Below are 18921 nucleotides of genomic sequence, written 5' to 3'. Positions count from 1 at the left end.
CCAAGCGATTCAAGCAGCACCGGATTGGAAGGAGGACGACATGAGTCCCACCAGACTCATCATCGCTCTTGCTCTTCTTGTGTCAGCGCAAGCGTCTGCGGCGGCGGATCCCGACATCGCGAGACTCTGTGGTTCCCGACCATGTCAGGGAGATTAGCGGGGCGATGGAACCGTATCTTTTAATTACCCTTCTGTTCAATTTCGACGGCACTGTAGTAGCCGGCAGTCATGACAATGGCTTTCCTCCCAAGGTGTTGGTTTCAGAGGCCGAATGCAAATATCTGAAACATCAATATGAATTTATGTGGCATCCTGTTGGTCTTAACTATCTGTCTACCGCCTACATCTGTGAGAGGGAATAAATAATTACCGCTTCTGCCTACAATGCTCAGACGACGTTCTAACCCGCAGCTGTTACTGTCTCGCCAGCTTCAGGGAGTAGGTCAGCGAAGGCGACCCCTTGCATCATCCCTGGGCACCAGCGACGACTTCTATCTCTCGTCCGAAGACCACTGCAACTGCACCATGGAATGTAGTCCCCCGTCATATTAGCGAATGCTAATCTGTGAAATGAAATCGCAACTCTTAGCGCGGAACTTCAACGGCCACCAAGCACGTCCGCGAAGGGTGCGGCTTCTCATCGTTGAGCACGTGCTTCCTCAGGGAAATGCTCCGTCCTGGGGAAAAATTCATCTGCCAACCGCCGCACAGACTCTGCCCACCCCGAGCTTCGCTGTCCATTCAGACGTCATCCGGCTGTCCAATGCCCATCCTTCGAAAACATCCGCGAGGTGCACCAAATGTCGGTAGCCGAGTTCGCTGCGCACCTTCGACCAGCTTACCTCGGAAGCTTCTTGGAAATCCGGCGGAACCCGCCATGACGCTGGATGACCTTTTCGGACACGCGGTGAAATTCTGCCATCAAACCGGAAAATCTTCCGGATCACTGCGCTCCAGCAACTCTGTCGATCCAAACACGTCGTAGAAGAGTGCAATCACCTGGCGCCGCTCGCCAGCGAGCTGAATTGCTTGAACACGACTCTTCATCGTCAGCAGCCGTCAAGAATGAGCCGTAAGCTGGTCAGAACACTCCATTTGCAGCAGCTAAGCAAGCGATGCCCGAAGCGGCACTGGTGACCGGTTGGAATGTGTAGGCGTGAAGTGGAAGGTGAACGCTGAAGGCATCGAGCAACGGACGCACCTGAGCGAAACACCGTTGCCGGTTTCCCTAGGGCGACTGCAAAAGCCCGACCACTAGGAACCGGAGCAGTGTCGATGCGATGCCACTGATCGCTGCGCATCTGTTAGGTACGTGAGTTTCGTCACAGACGGATCGGGGAAGCGACCTACCTTGCGGTGTGTGTTCCGTTGGCGGTGAAGGATGTTTTCCGATGTTTGTGAACCTCCCTTTGCTTGTGAAGCTTCCGATTGTCGTAGCTGGTCCCCTTGTGGATTGGCTCGGTCGCCGAGCCGATCAGAGGGCGCTATTGAAGGCAACAGACGACCTGAGCGGGTCCCCGGCTGAGATGCTCAGTGATATCGGGATTTCCCGTGACGACATCGAGACCGCGCGATGGTCCGCGCGAAAGTTAGGCTAAAAAAAGGCCCGGCCGCCGAGCGCCGGCGATGTCGTTACTTAGGCGAACCGTCAGAGGCCGCTGTTGCACGCCTGCCTGTGGCCAGGTGCCACGGGTATATCGTTTTACACAATCAACAAAGGGCTATCGCTATTAGTTAGCGAGGACTAATATGCCGGTGCAGTCGAGAGGGCCGCCTGCATGTCGGGTCGATCTGCTTTAGCTCCTGATACAATCGTCTCGACCACGATGCCCATCCCCATTTGCCTTGGCATTGCCCCTGACGAGCCTTGGATAGAAACGTTTCAAACCGATCAGGATGTTCGTCAGTATTGGCGAGGCTATGCCCTTGGTGGCGCGGTGTGCTCCGTTGTGCTGATCATCGAGCTTGTGGCAATTCACCTACTTATGGCGTCCTGACGGAGCCGGTTACACTCTGGGGATAATAAGCGGAGGCCAGCCGGTAGGGGGAATGGCTGCTAAGGCTTCGATAAACATCATGCGAATCACCGGACGCGACCTCACCATTCTCGGGGATAATGCCCGGAGATTGCAGCGCCAGGCGCAGAAAGATCAGGAGGCCGTCTGCCCTGAAGGGCCGAGGCCAATCCATTGATGATGGACGGAGGCAAAGGAAATCCGCACCCGAGCTGGAACCATCACCTCATCAACTCGCCCAACCATTTGCCCATTGACCGTCTCGGCGAGGGGCACTGCCCGCCGACTTTGGCTCATGGGCATGGCATCCAGCCGTTCCGCTGCTCTGGCTTACGCGAGCGTACGATCTTCGTCCGACCCAGCCAGCCGGCTGTATCCGACGACGTCGGCGGCGAGGGTCGCCGCGAGCTTGCGGGTCTCACTCACGTTGCCCCTCCTTTCGCGTGGGCTCGCTGCGCTCAGCACAACCCACTTTGCCGCGCCAGGTCGCGGAATAGCTTCTCATCATCGGGCCGCATTCTGCTTGTCCGGATGAACAACTCGTTTCCATTCTCCGGGCTTTCGCCGTTCACCACCTGTGCAAGATGCGTCGCCTCCTCGATCCGACCGGCCGCAGTCAGCGACAAGACCGCAATACGCCTTATATGGGCGTGAGCGTTGCGATGGAGCGTAGCGCGCACAGCCCACGCAGCAGCCTCGTCGGCTCTTCCGAGCCGCAGCAGGGAAATTGCCCGCACCGCTTGATTGGGACCTAAGAAGGGGTCGAACGGCGACAGTTCTCTGGCATGGTCGGCTGCTTGAATGGCAACCTTTGCATCCCCTGACCAGCCGTCGGTAAAGGCCCGCGCGTAATGCCCAAAGGCATAGGAAGGGCTGAGGATAGTTGCGCGCTCCAGCGCGTCAGTGGCTTCTTCGAGTGCGCCCATGATCCAGAGCGCGCGCCCGAGAGCGCAATGCGCCGCAGGGTCGTATGGGTCGACCGCCACGGCGCGGGCCGCAAGATCGTGAGCGAGTTGCCCTTCCACCGAAAGATGCGACGGATCAAACAGGAAGGCCTTCAAGAAATGTGTGAACGATAGGCTCGCGTACGGACTGGCAAAGCGCGGATCAAGGTCGATCGCGGCCTTGAATAGATCCTCGGCGACCGTATTGTCCTGGCCGGTGAACATGTGCATGTGGCCCAGGCCACGGTGATAGGCTTGCCATGCATCCAGTTCGTGAATAGCCCGCCCAGTCGCGATGTTGCGCTCCGCGAGATTGACCTCGTCCGCGATCAGCATTGCAATTTCGTCGGCCAAGGCCTGCCCGAACTGCGAGATCAATGCGAGGGGCTTCGAGAATCTTTCGGAAAAGAGCGCGCGGCCGTCAGCCGCCGCGACCAACTCGACATCGACCCGCAGCGTCGGTCCGTGCAGCGTGATGTTGCCGGCGCATACATAATCGCAGCGAAGCAGCCGGGCGGCCTCCAGGCTGTTCAATCCGAGGGATGACAAAGCCTGTAGCGAGTTCGCTGCGATGACGAAGACGGTTCGCAGTCGGGCAAGGTCGCGGATAATGTCCCTCAGCAACCCGTCCCTCAAGACATGGAGGCGCCGGGAGGCTATGTCCTCGAGCGCGAACGGCAGCACTGCGATCGCCGGCCTGTCGCGCCCGGAGACGCGAGCAGCCTGTGCTTCAGCCGATCTCGCCGGTCCCAAAAGAGGCATTGTCGACCTGCTTTCATCAGCCAACAACTCGAACGCACGCCGCAAGGAAGGGTCGCCTGGAAAATCCGTTGCGTCAGGCCGCGTTTCAGGCTGAGCTGAGGAGTAGCGCGGCCCGACGTTCGATTGTGCGTCCGCGGTGGCTGAATCATCGGCTCGATCGTTTGCCTCCTCCTCAAGCGTGAGCATGTAGCCGCGCTTTGCGACCGTCTTGATCAGGGTTGCCCCCTCCTCCCCGAGGACGCTCCGAAGATCGCGGACGGTCTGTGTCAATGCATCGTCAGTTACGACGAGGCCCTGCCACACGACCTCGAATATCTGATCTCGACTCACCACACGGTTTGCGTGCTCGACCAGATAGACCAACAGGGAAAAGGTCTTCGCGCGAAGGTAGACCGGGCGGCCGTTCTCCAAAAGAAGACCCCGCTCCCGGTCGAAGGCGTATGCGCCAAGCCGGATGAGAGCTTTGTGCGCTTGATCGGCCCCGCTCAACGGCGTTCTCCCCTGAAGGGTGCCTAGGTATACCGAATCTCCTCATATTAGGAAACTCTCAACTAAAGACCATTGGATTCTTGAACCCCCAAGTTTCGTCTCAATTTCGGAAATCTTTCCGCTGGATATCAGGCCTGGCCCCGCAAGCTCACCTAGGCTGCGACTGCCGCCATAGCAGGCGGCTCAAGAGGAGAGGACGCCATGGCCACCATCGAATTCCTGCACAGAGCCGGGTTGCGACGCCACCACGAGAGTCGTGCTGTCCGCCCCATTTTCGCCCTCCTGAAAGTAGCGGCTTCTGCCATTCTATGGCTGCCACGTTTTTGGGCACATCGAACGCAACTCGCCCCTCTTGCGTCTATGAATATACGCGAACTTCAGGACCTCGGCCTGAACTCTTGCGATGTTGCAAATGCTTTTGCGCAGCCGAATGAGCAGGACCCGACAGTGTACCTAGCGGCTGTTGCCCGCGAGCGCAGGCTGCGAAGCCAAACCTAGAGCACTGATCAAAGACAAGTCGATCCCGTCGCCTGGAACACTTCTCGCAGCCACTGCCCTTGGCTCCATGAACTCCTCGCCGCGGTGCGATTTCCTTGCGAACGATGTTCTAATACGACGTCAGCGTATTGCTCCATGCCTGATCCCCGTCTCTCGCTAAGTGGTCGGTTGACGACACCACGTCGAGGAACAGTATGGCGGCCAGTTTTCGGTCAGGCGCAATCTAGCGGCGTCACACCGGTAAGAAACGACTGGATGTCGGCCAGGATCGTATCCATGTCCTTGGCGACAAAGGTGTGTATGTCCCCGGGCTACTCCTTCATTTCTGCTTGAGGTACGCGCCGCGCCATGTCGCGCGCGGCTTCAGCCGATGCAACCGGATCGTGAGAACGGATCACGACTAGCGTTGGCACTGATATCGCAGGAAGGATATTCCAGATATCGATGTCCCGATTCATCGCTTCGTAGGCCGCATATGCGGACGGGATAGGCGATGGCCACCTCACCACTTCGCGCGTACTTCGTTCGGGGTCATCTCTTTTGCCTTACGGGGAGCTTACTCTCGTTGAGCCGCGGCCCCGGCGCTATCTGGAAATGTTGGCCGGGCTCCTTTCGTTTTCGCGGAGGGCGTTCGACCTGCTGTAGTGTGGCATAAGTCGCCTTGGGTTCCCACTTCATCGCGAGGGCCCCTCCAGCGTGGTGGACGGCAATGTCTGCTTTTCGCGGCGGGAGAGCCTCACCTCCACGGCCGAAAAGAGGCGCCAAGTGGCCATTCGCGTCGTGGGTGTTGGCGGCCGGAGGAATGTACTCATTCCATTGATCTTTTTTCGATTCGAGCCATTGGCCGACAGCGACGCTTGATGCTTGCCACAGGCAAACCACGTCAGGCGTTATGCACCAACCTATCTTGGTTCGCTCGGTTTTGGCCGCCGGCGTTGCCGGAATCTTCTCTCGGCATATCTATGGCAGAGAGAGCAGAGCGGTCGCGAACTCCTGGCCCTCAAGCCGCTAACGGGCAACGGATCACGAGCTGCTGTTTTGACGTGATTGGAATACCAAGCCGCTGACTTGCGTTTAATCAAAGAGCACGAGGCGAATCCGAACGGAGGACGTTCGATGCATGCTGGCTTCTCACAAAACTTGATCATAGCTGGATTGGGAGCCCTCATAGTCAGCTGCGCTGGCGTTCCCGCTCAGAAAATGGTTCCCACAAGCGGTTACGGCCCCAACCCTACCCTGCCGAAACCGACATCCACGCTGATTCCGACCGTCAACGTCGCGGAGGCAACAGGCTGGCAGAAAGGTGATATGCCGACCCCGGCGAAGGGGCTCAGGGTGACGGCGTTCGCCACCGGCCTCGACCATCCGCGCTGGCTGCACGTGCTCCCCAACGGAGATGTGCTTGTGGCCGAAACCAATGCACCTGCCAAGCATGACGACGGCTTCAGCCTCAGAAAGCTCTTTATGAACCAGGCCATGAAACGAGCCGGCGCTGCGACCATCAGCGCTAACCGCATCACGCTCCTGCGCGACACCAATGGCGACGGCGTTGCGGATGTGCGCAGAATTTTCGTGGAAGGCCTCAATTCGCCATTCGGCATGACGCTTTCCAAAGGGAAGCTCTATGTCGCCGAGACCGACGCGCTCGTCGCTTTCCCCTACTCCAATGGCCAGACCCGAATAACCGCGCCGCCGGAAAAGATCGTCGACTTGCCGGCCGGAGACATCAACCATCATTGGACTAAGGACGTGATCGCAAGTCCGGACGGACGCAAACTCTATGTCACCGTTGGCTCGAACAGCAACGCTGGAGAAAATGGCATCGCCGCGGAGAAGAACCGCGCCGCTCCGTCCTTGAGGTGGATCGGTCTAGCCGCAGCACCCGGGTTTTCGCGTCCGGGCTGCGCAACCCGAACGGGCTCTCCTGGAATCCCGAAACCGGTGAGCTTTGGGTCGCCGTAAACGAGCGTGACGAGATTGGCGATGATCTCGTGCCTGATTACATCACTTCAGTTCGCAACGGTGCTTTCTATGGCTGGCCCTATAGCTATTATGGGCAGAACGTCGACGAACGCGTCAAGCCGCAGCGCCCTGATCTTGTGGCGGAGGCGGTCAAGCCCGACTATGCGCTCGGCTCCCATACCGCCTCTCTAGGACTGGCTTTCTCCAGCCGCACGTCGCTCGGCACGGCCTATGGCAACGGCGCTTTCGTTGGCCAGCATGGCTCATGGAATAGAAGCGTACACAGCGGTTATAAGGTGATCTACGTGCCCTTCCGCGACGGTAGACCGAGCGGGCCGCCGAAGGATGTGCTCACCGGCTTCCTCGGACATGATGGCAAGGCGATGGGCCGTCCGGTCGGCGTTGCTGTCGATCAGGCCGGCGCACTTCTCGTCGCCGACGATGTTGGTAACGTCATCTGGCGGGTCAGCCGAGCGAAGGGGCGTTAGCGCGGTGCCTTTCTGACCGCTTTTTCCGTAAGCGCGATCTCGAGCGCCTTCGAATACAACGACTGCTTTCGGGGCACAGCAAATCTTACCTGTACCGCCGAGATGACGCGCAAAGCGTCCATAGCCTTTTTTGTTTCGAACCCTTAGGATGCTATCGACACTTCCGTGTCATGCAGCGGAACAATCCCGGTGGCATAAAGAACAACGGCGTCATCGAACTCGCCGATTGAAGGATCCCCGGTCCGGCTGAACGCCACAACACCGGCGCCGGCCGCTACCTTGTTCCGGAACATTTTAGCAATATTGAATGTTTATTTGGTTATGGAAAACGACCCTGCTTGCCGCGCTGCCTTGCGCATGATCCGGGCGACGATCGAGGAGCATTGCCCACCCGGCGTGCTGATGAGCGAGGAGCAGGTGAATGGGCACTAGGGCCCGACGCTACTCGACGAGGCCGAGGCACTGTCGGTTGTTGCCACCGTGGAGCGGCTGAGTTTTGAGCCCCGAGCAATACCTCCAGCGCCGAGCATAAAGACGTGAGTTTCCACAAGCACCGGGGTTGCCTGCTGTTATGACGTGAGGAGGCCGAGCTGCTCACCAAAAGGGCGTCGGGAGGCGCTTGGGCCGGCACCGCCTAGCTTGCCTTGTGGTAGGCCTGGGTGGTCTGAACCGCCTCAAGTAGCTCCTCTTCCGTTCTCCGGCCGCTCTCGAACAAGTTGACCAGTAGCAGGGCAGTCGCCTCAGCATCCGGACAGCCCGGCTGGCAACCCCGCTCGCGGCACAGAACCTCGAACACGCGCTTCAGCACGTCGAGATCTTCTGGATAAAAGGCATTAGGCGGTAGGTGCCGTTGCATCTCTCTGTTCCCGTCGGAGGCGAGAGTGCGTTGGTCGCTCTCAAGCAGCGGAGCCAAAAGCTTCTTATCCGGCAGGATGTTGGATCAGCACGGCGTATGCGAGGCCAACTAGCAGGATGAGCACAAGCCCAGCGATGAGGATGCTAATGGCGATCCATAGGCGTCTCGATTTCTTATCGTTGCTCACTCTGCCGGCTGCCCAGTTTTAGTCGCGCAAGGCGACAAAAAGCCCGCCGGCCGAAGCCAGCGGGTGAAGTGGGTCTCGGCCCGGCACGTGGGCCAAGAAGTTAATCATGCGCTCACAGCCGGCCGGGCGCGCCTACAAATGTTAAGAACTCGCAGGCTGCGGTCGCGCCGCCGTCTACACCGCCTAGAATTCGGCAGCCCGCTGCCGGTGGCTGAAAGCTAAGCCTGCGAAGAGCAAGCTTCACTAGCCGCTAACTCATCTCGCCGGTCGAGCGCTTCCTGCTGTGCCCGCTCGCGCGCGAGGGTAGACTCCTGGCAATGGAGGGTCGGCGGCCGGCGGCTTCTTCATATCGTCCTCTGTTCGCAGGTAGCGTAACTTTAGCTGCGGCTGATATACATGGCTAGGCCGGCTGCCTCACAACGGCAGGCTTAGGCTTGGCGGTCAACCACCAACGCTACCCAACGGAACCGCCGGACCGCTGCTGTTCGTTGTCGCGCATATAAGCCGACGCTTGTCGGCAAGCGTCATGCTCGCCAGCGCCGTTCGGCGCCGCGGGAAAGAATGCCGATTTCGGCTTCAGTCAGCGTGATCTGGTAGCGCTGTAGGGCATTCTTCGAGTAGATGTCGTCAGCAATAATCGAGACGGTCACATCGCCGTTCTCGTCGATTTGCACATCGTCGATCCGGAGCGGCGCTGAGTATATGCATTTCGGTGATGATCTTGGCTTTCGCGCAGGCTGAGTAGACAATCGCATGTGAAGAAGATCCCGTTGCCAGCAATTCGGCTGACGCAAGACTTATGCCAGCAAATTCGGTCCCGAGATGAGACAGGCCCGTCGGCTACTCCCACGTTCGTCCTTTTGGATACGTGCCTACTATTTCGGCCGGGGCGTATTGTTCGCTAGCCGGCGTCCGCGTTCGTACTCAGCGTCGGCTGGGCGGCTCGGCGGTTCAACCCAACGCACACCAACAGAGCGCGGGCCCGTCGGGCCACTTATGAACAAGGTGTCCAGCCCTTGCGCTACTCCGGCGTCAGGCGTGCTTGGAGGTTCCAAGCAAACATCGTTCCTCCCTTTGAAGGATGATGTCAGCCGCACATCGCGCTAGTTTGCTGAGAGAAGATCGGCATTTCCTCTTCAGCCGATCGTTCCGGCACCCGTCGCTGACTGCGGATGAACCAGCGGCGACGGGAGCGCCCGACCAGTTTGAGCGACCGGTGGCAAGGCGGACCTATGAATCCGTAAGGCAGCGATCCTTCGTTTGTACGACGGAGGTTTTCGCGACGATAGGCATGGGTCCGGTGGCAGACCCAGGAGGATAACTTTTTTGATCACCAGGCAACAAATCCGCACCCCCCGTACAATGCTTGGATGGACGCAAAACGAACTCGCGCAGGCGGCAGAGATTTCCGGAATGGCAGTGAGAAATATAGAAAGCGGGGCTACAGCCGATCCGCGCCCGAGCACGGTTGCTGGCGCTTCGACAAGCTCTGGGCCGGCGGCACGGAATTCCTTGGAGAGACGATAAGACCTGATAGGGGAGTGCGGCTGCGCATTACCTCATCAGGGACTTAACCGGCCGCAGCGGGCCCATCCTGCCAATAGAATAGAAGAGCCCGCCTCCGTTTAAGGAAGCGGGCCTGGCGCCAATAAGCCGTTGCAGCTCTAACCGCCGGTCGCGGACTTGGGCGCTGGTGCCGCAGGCTTGGCGACGGAAGGGGCTTCCACCTTCGGCGCGTTTACGGAGACGCTGACCTCCTTGGTGCCGCCATTGCCGTTGACGTTAATGACGCCCGTGAAGAACAGCAGCCCGACGATGGCTAAGATTGCAAGGACAATTGCAACTGCTGCGCCGCCACCGCCCGAGTTTACCACTGTAGGTCCGTCCGACATAACATCCTCCATTAGAAATATTGCAGATATTTTAGAACGGACTAATTCAGTCTTTGTTCCCGAAACCGCGATCGGCGAAATTTGTTGATCTAGACTTGTTTCATATTGGTACAGCTAGGCGCGCCAGTACTAGACCTGGCGCCGGTCCCCGGTCAGCGCTGGGGCGATTTCGAATCAGCCTGACCTATCAGCCGCTCCAACCGGGCGACGTGCTCCGCTCGCGTTTCGATGAACTTGCGTAGGAATTCTTCGGCTTCGTCTGTCGGATGACCATCCCGTGCAAGCGTTTTGATGAGAGCGCGCTGGCGGGCGATTATTGCCTCGCCTTCCCGGACGTGGCGCTCTGCCATCTGCACGAGAGTTTCGCGGCGAGGCATGAGACTTACTTCCGTATAATCCACTCCACCAACTGCGGATCGACAGCTGACAAGCCGGTAAAGGTCTGGATCAGGTGCGCGGCGAGTTCTCGCCATTGGCTCTCGGGCAGGCCCTGGCCTCTTTGTGAAACGCAGATTTGATGATTTCGACATCCAATGCCGATAGGGATTTTGAATTCGCCATGATTCCTCTCACACATTGGCGGGGGCGAAGACAATTCCCCGCGAACGGAGAGGATTATATCCCTACGCGATTAATTTCGCGAGTCCTTATGAATGCCGGGTAGAGCCTCAGTTTGAGATTTGCACGCGGCTGCCCCAGGTCACGATGGAATGGAGCGTGGCGCGGAACTGTCGGGCCGCTTACGGGCAAGCCGTCCAGCCCTTCCGCTGCTCCGGCGTTACGGCATGGTTGGTGAATTGGAGATTTCGATCGTCACGGCCGGCGGCGCGGCATTCGCTGCAATAGATGATCTCCAGCAGATCCCAATGAAGGCAAGGCTGATCCCGCCCGAACCGCTTGGCCAGCTCGGCGACATCGAGGACGGCGCGACGCTGGCAGCCGAAGCAGTGGACTGACAAGCCCGTGCCGGCCGCAAGCTTGTCGCCGAGCGTGCCTTCCGAAAAGGGATACTTGTTTGACATCGTGGCGATCCTCGTAAATGGGGTCGCCGCACCGATGAGGGATTTATTCCTGACGCCTGCCGGCTTCAAGCTCTTTCAGGAAATAAGCTTCGTTGAGGAGCTTTTCCCAATCCGTGCCGAAGCGCTCGATCAAATCGTGAGCCTGTGCTTCCGTGAGATTCGCTTCTCGCGAGAGTCTCCCGGCGAGTAGGTCGAGTTCGGTGAGATCAGTCTCGGGCAAACTGCCACCGCGGTGCTGCATCGCGTGGGCGATAACCTCGAACACGCTGCCGACTTCCTCATAGATCTCGCTGACCTCAATGCCCTCCCGGTCCGCAGCTTCCATAGCTTGGTCAGTCAGATCGCTTATCGTGGCAGGGTCATCCGTGACCACTTCGGGCAGATGCTCAGCCATCCAACGCTCGAGAAAATTGGCTCCCCGTGTGCTCATTTTTCCATAAGCATGAGCTGTATATTAGGTTCCGCTCATCTTTTTCGAAACCTTCTCCAGCGGGCTGCGTTGCCTTACGCTCATTGCCGACCACGAAAATCACATAAATATTGCGAATAATATCACATTATCACAAAAAAACTGATATCTTCATGGGATATTGATGTGATATAGACGACGCGTTTCGAAGGCGCCTGCAATGAAAAGCGACAACCGCCGACAAGGCATCATGGATTTCCTGATGGAGGCCGGCACGGCTTCCGTCGACGATCTCGCTTCGCGTTTCGCCGTCTCTAAAATGACCGTGCATCGCGACCTCGACGAACTCGAGGAAAGCGGCTTTCTGCGCAAGCTGCGTGGCGGCGCCACGATCCAGTCGAGCGGCCTGTTCGAGAGCGATTTCCGCTACCGCCAAAAACAGGCGGGCGACGAGAAGCGCCGCCTGGCAGTGGCGGCCGTGGCGATGATCGAGCCCGGCCAGACCGTCATCATCGATGATGGCTCGACGGCCGGTGGCATAGCCGCGCATTTGGCCGAGTTGCGCCCGCTGACCGTGATCACCAATAACCTCGCCGTCATACAGGAGCTGTCAGGGCTCAGCGGCATCACCTTGATCGCGCTTGGCGGCCAGTACAGCAAGAAATTCCACGGTTTCTTCGGCCTCATCGCAGAGGAGACGCTACGGTCGCTTCGCGCCGATGTCGCCTTTCTCTCGTCGTCGGCCATCTACGGCGCTGCGGCATTTCACCAGGACCAGGAGGTCGTGCAGACCAAGAGGCTGATGATGGCGGCCGCGGCGCGCAAATACCTGCTGGTCGATCATGGCAAATTCGGCCGCACGGCATTGCACTTCCTCACCGACCTCAAGGCGTTCAACATCGTCTTCACCGGCGGCGAGCTGGAGCCGCCCGCGCGCGAAGAACTGGAAGCCGCGGGGATTTCGCTGACGGTTGTCGACAACAGAGGTTGAACATCAGGAGCGCAGGCGTGACGTACTGGGTCGGAACAAGCTGGAAAATGAACAAGACGCTTGCTGAAGCCCTCGCTTTCGCCGAAGCGATCGCCGCGTTCACTCCTGGCTTCGACAAGCGCATCCAGCCCTTCGTCGTCCCGCCTTTCACGGCGGTGCGCGAAGTCAAGAAGGCGCTGTCGTCAACGCACATCAAGGTCGGCGCGCAGAACATGCATTGGGCCAACAACGGCGCCTGGACCGGCGAGATCTCGCCGCCTATGCTCAAGGATTGCGGGCTCGATATGGTCGAGCTCGGCCACAGCGAAAGGCGCGAGCATTTCGGCGAGAGCGACCACGCGGTCGGCCTGAAGACGGCGGCGGCGGTGAAGCACGGGTTGGTGCCGCTGATCTGCGTCGGCGAGACGCTGTCCGAGCGCGAGAGTGGCAGGGCAGATGCGGTACTGACGGCGCAGGTCGAAGGCGCGCTGCAGTTCCTGGAGGGAGAAGCAAAGTTAGCCAGGATTCTGTTCGCGTATGAGCCGGTCTGGGCGATCGGCGACAAGGGCATCCCAGCCAGTTCCGACTATGCCGACAAGCAGCAGGCGCTGATCAAGAGGGTGGCCACTGCCCTGCTGCTCGCAACGCCGCCGGTGCTTTATGGCGGCAGCGTCAATCCGCAGAACGCCGCTGAACTGATCGGCCAGCCCAATATCGATGGCCTGTTCGTCGGCCGCTCCGCCTGGCAGGCCGAAGGCTACATCGACATCCTGCGGCGCGCCTCGGCAGCGATCTGAATCCGATCGAAAGCACATTTCAGTCAAAGGAAGGACAAGAACCATGAAGATAGCCCTCGGAGCCGACGTCGCCGGCAAGCCGCTGCTCGACGTGATCGCGGCGCACCTCGCCACCAGGCCCGGTCTTACCGTCAGCGATCTCAGCCAGGCGGGCTACTACGCCGACCTCTCGCAGAACCTCGCCCAGACGATCGTCGACGGCAAGAACGACCGCGGCATCCTGTTCTGCGGCACCGGCATCGGCGTCTCGATCTCGGCCAACAAGGTGCCGGGCATCCGTGCGGCACTCACCCACGACACCTATTCAGCGGAACGCGCTGCCAAATCCAACAATGCTCAGATCATCACCATGGGCGCCCGCGTCATCGGGCCGGAGCTTGCCAAGGCGATCGTCGACACCTGGCTCGCTTCCGAATTCGACGAGAAGGGACCATCGGCCGGCAACGTCCAGGCGATCAACCGCCTCGACGAGGCAAAGCGCTAACGCTGCTTGTTGTGACGCAAGTCCGGACGGAAAACCGCTTCACACTTTTCCTGGAATTGCGCTGTTTAAGCTCTGCGCCATTGCGCCGATGACCGTGACGGCCGAGGCCGCGCCTGGATCGACATGGCCAAGCGACCGCTCGCCGAGGCGTGAGGAACGGCCCTTGGCGGCGATCATGTCCTTGGTGGCTTCGGCGCCGCCCTCGGCGGCGGCAAGTGCCACGGCAAGACTGTCTGCGAGGCTCTTGCCAGCAGCCCGCGCGGCACCAGCGGCTTCGGCCGCTGGCTGCCAGGCATCGACCATGGTCTTTTCGCCGAGCTCGGCCTTGCCGCGATCCTTGATGCCCTGCGCCATCGCCTGGAACATGGCGATGGCATCGTCGGCGCCGAGCTTCGTCTTGCCCTTGACGGCGGCGGCGCCGCGCATGAAGGCAGTTGCGTAGAGCGGCCCGGACGACGCGCCGACCGCATTGAGGAATGATTTCGCCGCCGTGTTGAGCAGAGCTGTCGGGTCGGTCGCGGCGAGATCGAGGCCGGCAACCGCGTCGCGCGCTGCGTTGAAGCCGAGCTCCATGGCGATGCCGTGATCGGCATCGCCGATCACGCCGTCGAGTTGACAGAGCCGGTCCTTGTCCGCCGCGATCGCGGCGGCGATGGCGTCGAACATCTTGCTCAGTTCAGGCGACCCGATCGAGGTCATGGCAAACTCCTCAGCCGGCCCTGAACATCGCGCAGTCGCAAGGATGGTCGAGCATCGTCTGCAACTCCCCGTCGAGATGCTCCAAGGTTAGGGAGGCGCCGGCCATCTCCAGTGAGGTGCAGTAATTGCCGACCCAGGTCGCGTGCACCGAGACACCGATATCGTCGAGCCTCTGCTTGAGCCGACGGTTCATGATGTAGAGTTCCATCAGTGGCGTCGAACCGAGCGAATTGACGAGCACTGCTACATTGTCGCCGCGTGACGGCGCCATTTCGGGGAGAATCCTATCCAGCATCTCGTCGGTGATAGCATCGGCGCTCTTGAGCGCGCCGCGCGCGATGCCGGGCTCGCCGTGGATGCCCATGCCGACCTCCATCTCGTCGGCGCCGATCTCGAAATTCGGCCGCCGCGTCTGCGGCAGCGAACAAGGCGACAAGGCGACACCCATGGTGAAGGTGTGGTCGTTGGCCTTGCGGGCGATGCGCTCGACCTCGTCAAATGAAAGCATGCGGTCGCAGGCCGCGCCCGCGGCCTTGAAGATGAAGAAATTGCCGGCGACGCCGCGGCGTTTTCCCCGCTGGTCGCGCGGCGCCGAAGCGACATCGTCGGTAGTCAGCACGGTGCGCACCTCGATGTCGTCCATCGCCGCCATCTCGGCTGCCATGTCGAAGTTCATCACGTCGCCGGCGTAGTTGCCGTACATGAACAGCACCCCGGCACCGCCGCTCGCCGCCTTGGCGCATTCCAGGATCGGATCGGGTGGCGGCGAGGCAAAGACGTTGCCGATGGCGGCTGCGTCCGCCAGCCCCTTGCCGACGAAGCCGAGAAAGGTCGGCTCGTGGCCGGAGCCGCCGCCGATGACGAGCCCGACCTTGCCGGATCTCGGACCGTCGCGGGCGATGATAGAGCGCGGGCTGCCGTCAACGCTCCTGAGGTGAGCGGGATGCGCCGCGAGGATCCCTTCCAGCATCTCGTCAACGGCGCGGTTGCCGTCGTTGATTATCTTCTTGGTCTGCACGGCATCCTCCCGATTTCAGTATTTTCGAGATACTACAGGCTGTTAGAGCAATTCCAGGAAAAGTGTGAAACGCTTCAGGCGGCGATGCGCTCCCGCGCCGCGAGAATCTCGACGCAGGCCTTGGCCGCTTCCTGGCCCTTGACCTTGAAGTGTTCGAAGAAGAAGCGGTGATGCTCTGCGCTGTCATGATAATTGTGCGGCGTCAGCACCGCCGAGAGCACCGGCACGCCGGTCGACAGCTGCACATTCATCATGCCGTCGATCACCGCGCTCGCCACGAAGTCGTGGCGGTAGATGCCGCCATTGACGACGAAGGCCGTGCCGAGGATTGCGGCGTAGCGGCCGGTCTCGGCCAGGGTCTTGGCGTGCAGTGGGATCTCGTAGGCGCCGGGTACGTCGAACACCTCGACGGCGAAGCGTCCGCCGGCAAGCACGGCTAGCTCCGCCTCGAACGACGCGACGCACTGGTCGACGATATCGGCATGCCAGCGCGCCCGAATGACGGCGACACGGTGACTATGTTGGTCTTTGGGGAAATGCTGATTCATGGGTCCATCCTTCCGTTTCGAACCAGAATCAGGACGCACGACACGGCCATTGAGCCCCGCGCGAGCGGGACCATTCACCGTTTCGTTCTCTTTCATCCGGACTGTGACCGTCGGCTCCGGAATCGCACCGGATCTGCTGACCCTCCCGTTGCCGGGAGGCGCTCGCGGGCTCGGGTCCCAGCTAAGGGTCCCTTACCGCCGGTGGGGACTTTCACCCCGCCCTGAGAACATTGACGCCGCTGGTATGGAAGCGCGGAGCCTGCCTGTCAACCGCCGAGACCGTCGCGAATGGCGGAGAAATAGCGGTCGGTCCCGACCTGCCCGCCCTTCAGCGCGACCTCAAGCCCGTCGACCGCCGCGATGCCGGAATGGGCGACGCAGAGCGGCGAGCCCGGCGACGCCGGTAGCGGCATGCGCACCGTCAGCGCGTCGACGCCCAATTGGCCAAGCGCATGGCTGGAGGTATCGCCGCCGGCGATGATCACACGCTTCAACGCTTGCTCCACGGTCAAGGCGCGCAGCAGCTCGCCGAGCCCGCGTCCGAGCTTTTGGCGGGCGCCCTCCTGCCGGTCGATCTCGGCGCCGCGATCGGCTGCTGGCCCAAGCGCCGTGTAGAGGATGACGCTGCGTCCGGCCTCGAGGCTGGCCTTGCCGGCTGCTGTCGCGCGCGCGATGGCCTGGTCGGACTGTTCGGACACCAGCTCGACCGGGTCGACCTCGATGCCGTCGAAGCCGTCGCCCATTGCGTGCCTGATCTGCCGTTCCGTAGTCGGCGAGCAGCTCCCCGAAACGACGGCGATGCGGTCGGCGGCGCCCGGCGGCGGGAAGCGGACGCCCTCGCCTGGGGCTGCGGGCTGCGCCCATTCGGCGAGCAGCGCGTATTCGATGCCGGACGAGCCGACGACGAAATAGCCGCCCGGCTTGCGAGCGCGCCAGATTTCCTTGCCGGCCAGCGCCTGGCTCTCGGGGCTGTCGATGTCGACGAGCAGCAGCGCCGCGCCCGCAGCCAGCCTGTCGAAGGCGGCGGCCCGGTTGGGCGACCGCAGCGTTGCAAGGTCGAGCAGATCCGACTTGAGATCGGTTTGGCGCGACAGGTGCACAAGCAGGTCGGACTCGTCCATCGGCGTCGCCGGGTGGCGGCTCATCACTGGATGGCGGTCGATGCGGTAGTAGCGGTCCTGATAGGCCGCGAACAAATGGCCGAAGGCGGTGTAGCGCCTGAGCTGCGGCGCGCCGACCACCAGCGGCACGCAGCCCTGCCCGAACACGGCGCGGCCGATCTCGGCCGCCCGCCCGATACTGCCGATCACGGGACTGGAATCGAAGGTCGAGCAGACCTTGTAGTGGCAGATCTCGGCCTCAAGCGACTTCAGCCAGGTGAACGCGTCCTTGAGATGCGTGTCCATCCATTGCGGGGACTCGCTGCGGCTGGTGCCGGCAAGGCCGACGGCACGGCAATGCGCAAAGCGCGCCAGCAGGCCGGCATCCGGCTTGCGCATGAAAAGCACAGTCGGCACGCCGCCGAGCTCCAGCGCCTCCATGACGTCAGTCGAGCCGGTGAGGTCGTCGCCATAGTAACTGAGGAGCAGGTTCTGCATGATCAGGCCGCCTTGCCGTCGCCGAACTTCTCGATCGAGCGCGCCAGCTCGGCATGGCTCCTGGCGAATTCGTTGAGCGCAATGCCCTCGACCGCCGCCTGCCACGCCTGCTGCACTGCGCGCACGCCGGCGCCCGGCCCGTCCGGATGGCTGACGATGCCGCCGCCGCACAGATAAAGCAGGTCGACCGTGCGGCCGGTGCGCGCGTAGGTCTCCGGCGCCTGCCCGCCCCACTGGCCGGATCCCGCCACCGGCAGCGCGCAATCCTCGGGCGAAAACAGCGGCGTCGTCACCGCTTCGAAGGAGCGGATGAAGGAGTCGTCTGGCTCCCAGTATTTCGAGGCGATGCCGTTGATCTGGAACTGGTCGACGCCGAGCAGCCGCCAGAACTGCTGCCAAACCTTGAAATCAAAGCCGAGTCCGGGATGGCGGGTGAGGATGTCCCAGCCGTTGCGGTGGGCATGCAGCACCAGGCCTGAGCGCTTGCGCAGGTAAGCCATGCCGCCGAAGCCGATGGAGTTGATGTTGACCACCGCGCAATTGCCGCCGGCCTTGATCACCATATCGTGGTTGCGCATCATCTCGTCCGGATCGGCATGCGAGATGCCAAAGGCGTACATAACCTTCTTGCCGGTCTTCTGCTCATGCTCGAGGATCAGCGGCATGATCGCCTTCACCCGCTCCGACAGCGGCGAATAGGCTGGGCTCATCAGCTTCTCGTCGTCCTTGATGAAGTCGACGCCGGCCTCAATCAGCTCGCCCACCATCTCGGCCGTCTCGTGCGGCCTCAAGCCCAGCGCCGGCTTGACGATGGTGCCGATGATCGGCCGCCCTTCGACGCCGGTCAGCCGGCGGCTGCCGGTGACACCGAATTGCGGGCCTGGATGCGCGCCCCTGAATTCTTCCGGCAGCTTCATGTCGATAACCCGAATGCCCGACAGGCCCCTGATCGAGAACGTGCCGCCGATCGCGATCGTCATCAGCGCCGCAAGGTCGGTGCCGATGGCGTCGAAGGGAAAGCCGATATCGACATCGGCCCGCCTGAACGGGCCGGGACCCGCCTCAGGGATCGATGGGGGCGCGGCCTCGGGCAGATGCCGGATCGCCAGCACGCGCGCCGCCACGCGCGCCTTCAGCTCCTCGGTCTCGCCGGGCAGCGCGACGAAGGTGCCGGTCGACTGGTCGCTGGCGATCTTGGCGGCCAGCGCCTCGACGCTCCCCGAGGTCTCGATGCGATAGGTGAGGACGATCATGGCCGGTCATACCGAGGTCGAATGGCAGGA

At 61.1% G+C, this 18921-nt stretch carries 15 protein-coding genes, 1 pseudogene and 1 riboswitch; of the genes and pseudogenes, 5 read left to right on the top strand and 11 right to left on the bottom strand.

What is annotated here, in order from left to right; all coding sequences use genetic code 11:
* Nucleotides 1-921: 921 nt before the first annotated feature.
* A complete protein-coding gene (locus EN862_RS37365) occupies nt 922-1047 on the bottom strand; it encodes a hypothetical protein (RefSeq protein ID WP_281035841.1) in 126 nt (41 codons plus the stop codon).
* A gap of 1426 nt (nt 1048-2473) precedes the next feature.
* Nucleotides 2474-4210 (bottom strand): winged helix-turn-helix domain-containing protein, encoded by a 1737-nt coding sequence (locus EN862_RS10425; protein WP_127863985.1) that lies wholly within the window; start codon nt 4208-4210, stop codon nt 2474-2476.
* Between the two features lie 1614 nt (nt 4211-5824).
* Between EN862_RS10425 and EN862_RS10420 the strand changes: the two are divergent.
* Nucleotides 5825-7158, top strand: a pseudogene (locus EN862_RS10420) (sorbosone dehydrogenase family protein).
* 1567 nt (nt 7159-8725) lie between these two features.
* Here EN862_RS10420 and EN862_RS36075 read toward each other — a convergent pair.
* From EN862_RS36075 to EN862_RS10400, 3 genes are all read right to left on the bottom strand, one after another.
* On the bottom strand, nt 8726-8875 hold the full coding sequence (locus tag EN862_RS36075; protein ID WP_189401962.1) for a hypothetical protein: 150 nt from the start codon (nt 8873-8875) through the stop codon (nt 8726-8728).
* Between the two features lie 990 nt (nt 8876-9865).
* The gene (locus EN862_RS10405; protein WP_127863983.1) at nt 9866-10093 is read right to left on the bottom strand and encodes a hypothetical protein; all 228 of its coding nucleotides are present in this window, start codon (nt 10091-10093) and stop codon (nt 9866-9868) included.
* A 152-nt stretch (nt 10094-10245) separates the two neighbouring features.
* Nucleotides 10246-10470, bottom strand: a complete 225-nt coding sequence (locus EN862_RS10400; RefSeq protein ID WP_127863982.1) for a hypothetical protein — start codon at nt 10468-10470, stop codon at nt 10246-10248.
* A gap of 408 nt (nt 10471-10878) precedes the next feature.
* On the opposite strand from EN862_RS10400, the gene EN862_RS36070 reads away from it, so the two are divergent.
* Nucleotides 10879-11049, top strand: coding sequence for a hypothetical protein (locus EN862_RS36070; protein ID WP_189401960.1), 171 nt, complete (start codon nt 10879-10881; stop codon nt 11047-11049).
* A 109-nt stretch (nt 11050-11158) separates the two neighbouring features.
* On the opposite strand, the gene EN862_RS36785 is transcribed toward EN862_RS36070, so the two are convergent.
* Nucleotides 11159-11509, bottom strand: a complete 351-nt coding sequence (locus tag EN862_RS36785; protein ID WP_245519536.1) for a hypothetical protein — start codon at nt 11507-11509, stop codon at nt 11159-11161.
* Nucleotides 11510-11744: 235 nt separating this feature from the next.
* Here EN862_RS36785 and EN862_RS10390 point away from each other — a divergent pair, with 235 nt between their 5' ends.
* From EN862_RS10390 to EN862_RS10380, 3 genes are read left to right on the top strand one after another with little or no spacing between them, the layout of a single operon-like run.
* Entirely contained in the window at nt 11745-12515 is a 771-nt protein-coding gene (locus EN862_RS10390) for a DeoR/GlpR family DNA-binding transcription regulator (protein WP_127863981.1), read from the top strand.
* Between the two features lie 2 nt (nt 12516-12517).
* The gene (locus tag EN862_RS10385; RefSeq protein WP_189401966.1) at nt 12518-13291 is read left to right on the top strand and encodes a triose-phosphate isomerase; all 774 of its coding nucleotides are present in this window, start codon (nt 12518-12520) and stop codon (nt 13289-13291) included.
* 43 nt (nt 13292-13334) lie between these two features.
* A complete protein-coding gene (locus EN862_RS10380; protein ID WP_127863979.1) occupies nt 13335-13775 on the top strand; it encodes an RpiB/LacA/LacB family sugar-phosphate isomerase in 441 nt (146 codons plus the stop codon).
* Between the two features lie 39 nt (nt 13776-13814).
* Here the strand turns inward: EN862_RS10380 and dhaL are convergent, their stop codons facing one another.
* From dhaL to oiaX, 5 genes are all read right to left on the bottom strand, one after another.
* On the bottom strand, nt 13815-14474 hold the full coding sequence (gene dhaL, locus EN862_RS10375) for a dihydroxyacetone kinase subunit DhaL (protein WP_127863978.1): 660 nt from the start codon (nt 14472-14474) through the stop codon (nt 13815-13817).
* 10 nt (nt 14475-14484) lie between these two features.
* On the bottom strand, nt 14485-15492 hold the full coding sequence (locus tag EN862_RS10370; protein ID WP_127863977.1) for a dihydroxyacetone kinase subunit DhaK: 1008 nt from the start codon (nt 15490-15492) through the stop codon (nt 14485-14487).
* 74 nt (nt 15493-15566) lie between these two features.
* Entirely contained in the window at nt 15567-16040 is a 474-nt protein-coding gene (locus EN862_RS10365) for a 6,7-dimethyl-8-ribityllumazine synthase (RefSeq protein WP_127863976.1), read from the bottom strand.
* Between the two features lie 80 nt (nt 16041-16120).
* Nucleotides 16121-16273: riboswitch (FMN riboswitch) on the bottom strand.
* Nucleotides 16274-16306: 33 nt separating this feature from the next.
* A complete protein-coding gene (locus EN862_RS10360) occupies nt 16307-17638 on the bottom strand; it encodes a four-carbon acid sugar kinase family protein (RefSeq protein WP_127863975.1) in 1332 nt (443 codons plus the stop codon).
* Nucleotides 17639-17640: 2 nt separating this feature from the next.
* Nucleotides 17641-18891: a 3-oxo-isoapionate-4-phosphate decarboxylase OiaX gene (gene oiaX, locus EN862_RS10355; RefSeq protein WP_127863974.1), complete on the bottom strand. Its 1251-nt coding sequence runs from the start codon at nt 18889-18891 to the stop codon at nt 17641-17643.
* Between the last annotated feature and the right edge of the window lie 30 nt (nt 18892-18921).

This window comes from Mesorhizobium sp. M2E.F.Ca.ET.219.01.1.1, assembly GCF_004016445.2.
In the GTDB taxonomy this organism is placed as follows: Bacteria; Pseudomonadota; Alphaproteobacteria; order Rhizobiales; family Rhizobiaceae; genus Mesorhizobium.
This window is presented reverse-complemented; position numbering and strand designations above follow the sequence as displayed.

Excerpts from the sequence above, each read along its gene's own strand:
- EN862_RS37365 (WP_281035841.1), bottom strand. The coding sequence starts at position 1,047 with ATGAAGAGTCGTGTTCAAGCAATTCAGCTCGCTGGCGAGCGGCGCCAG.
- EN862_RS10405 (WP_127863983.1), bottom strand. The coding sequence starts at position 10,093 with ATGTCGGACGGACCTACAGTGGTAAACTCGGGCGGTGGCGGCGCAGCA.
- EN862_RS10400 (WP_127863982.1), bottom strand. The coding sequence starts at position 10,470 with ATGCCTCGCCGCGAAACTCTCGTGCAGATGGCAGAGCGCCACGTCCGG.
- EN862_RS36070 (WP_189401960.1), top strand. The coding sequence starts at position 10,879 with ATGGTTGGTGAATTGGAGATTTCGATCGTCACGGCCGGCGGCGCGGCA.
- EN862_RS36785 (WP_245519536.1), bottom strand. The coding sequence starts at position 11,509 with ATGGCTGAGCATCTGCCCGAAGTGGTCACGGATGACCCTGCCACGATA.
- EN862_RS10390 (WP_127863981.1), top strand. The coding sequence starts at position 11,745 with ATGAAAAGCGACAACCGCCGACAAGGCATCATGGATTTCCTGATGGAG.
- EN862_RS10380 (WP_127863979.1), top strand. The coding sequence starts at position 13,335 with ATGAAGATAGCCCTCGGAGCCGACGTCGCCGGCAAGCCGCTGCTCGAC.
- dhaL (WP_127863978.1), bottom strand. The coding sequence starts at position 14,474 with ATGACCTCGATCGGGTCGCCTGAACTGAGCAAGATGTTCGACGCCATC.
- EN862_RS10365 (WP_127863976.1), bottom strand. The coding sequence starts at position 16,040 with ATGAATCAGCATTTCCCCAAAGACCAACATAGTCACCGTGTCGCCGTC.
- EN862_RS10360 (WP_127863975.1), bottom strand. The coding sequence starts at position 17,638 with ATGCAGAACCTGCTCCTCAGTTACTATGGCGACGACCTCACCGGCTCG.
- oiaX (WP_127863974.1), bottom strand. The coding sequence starts at position 18,891 with ATGATCGTCCTCACCTATCGCATCGAGACCTCGGGGAGCGTCGAGGCG.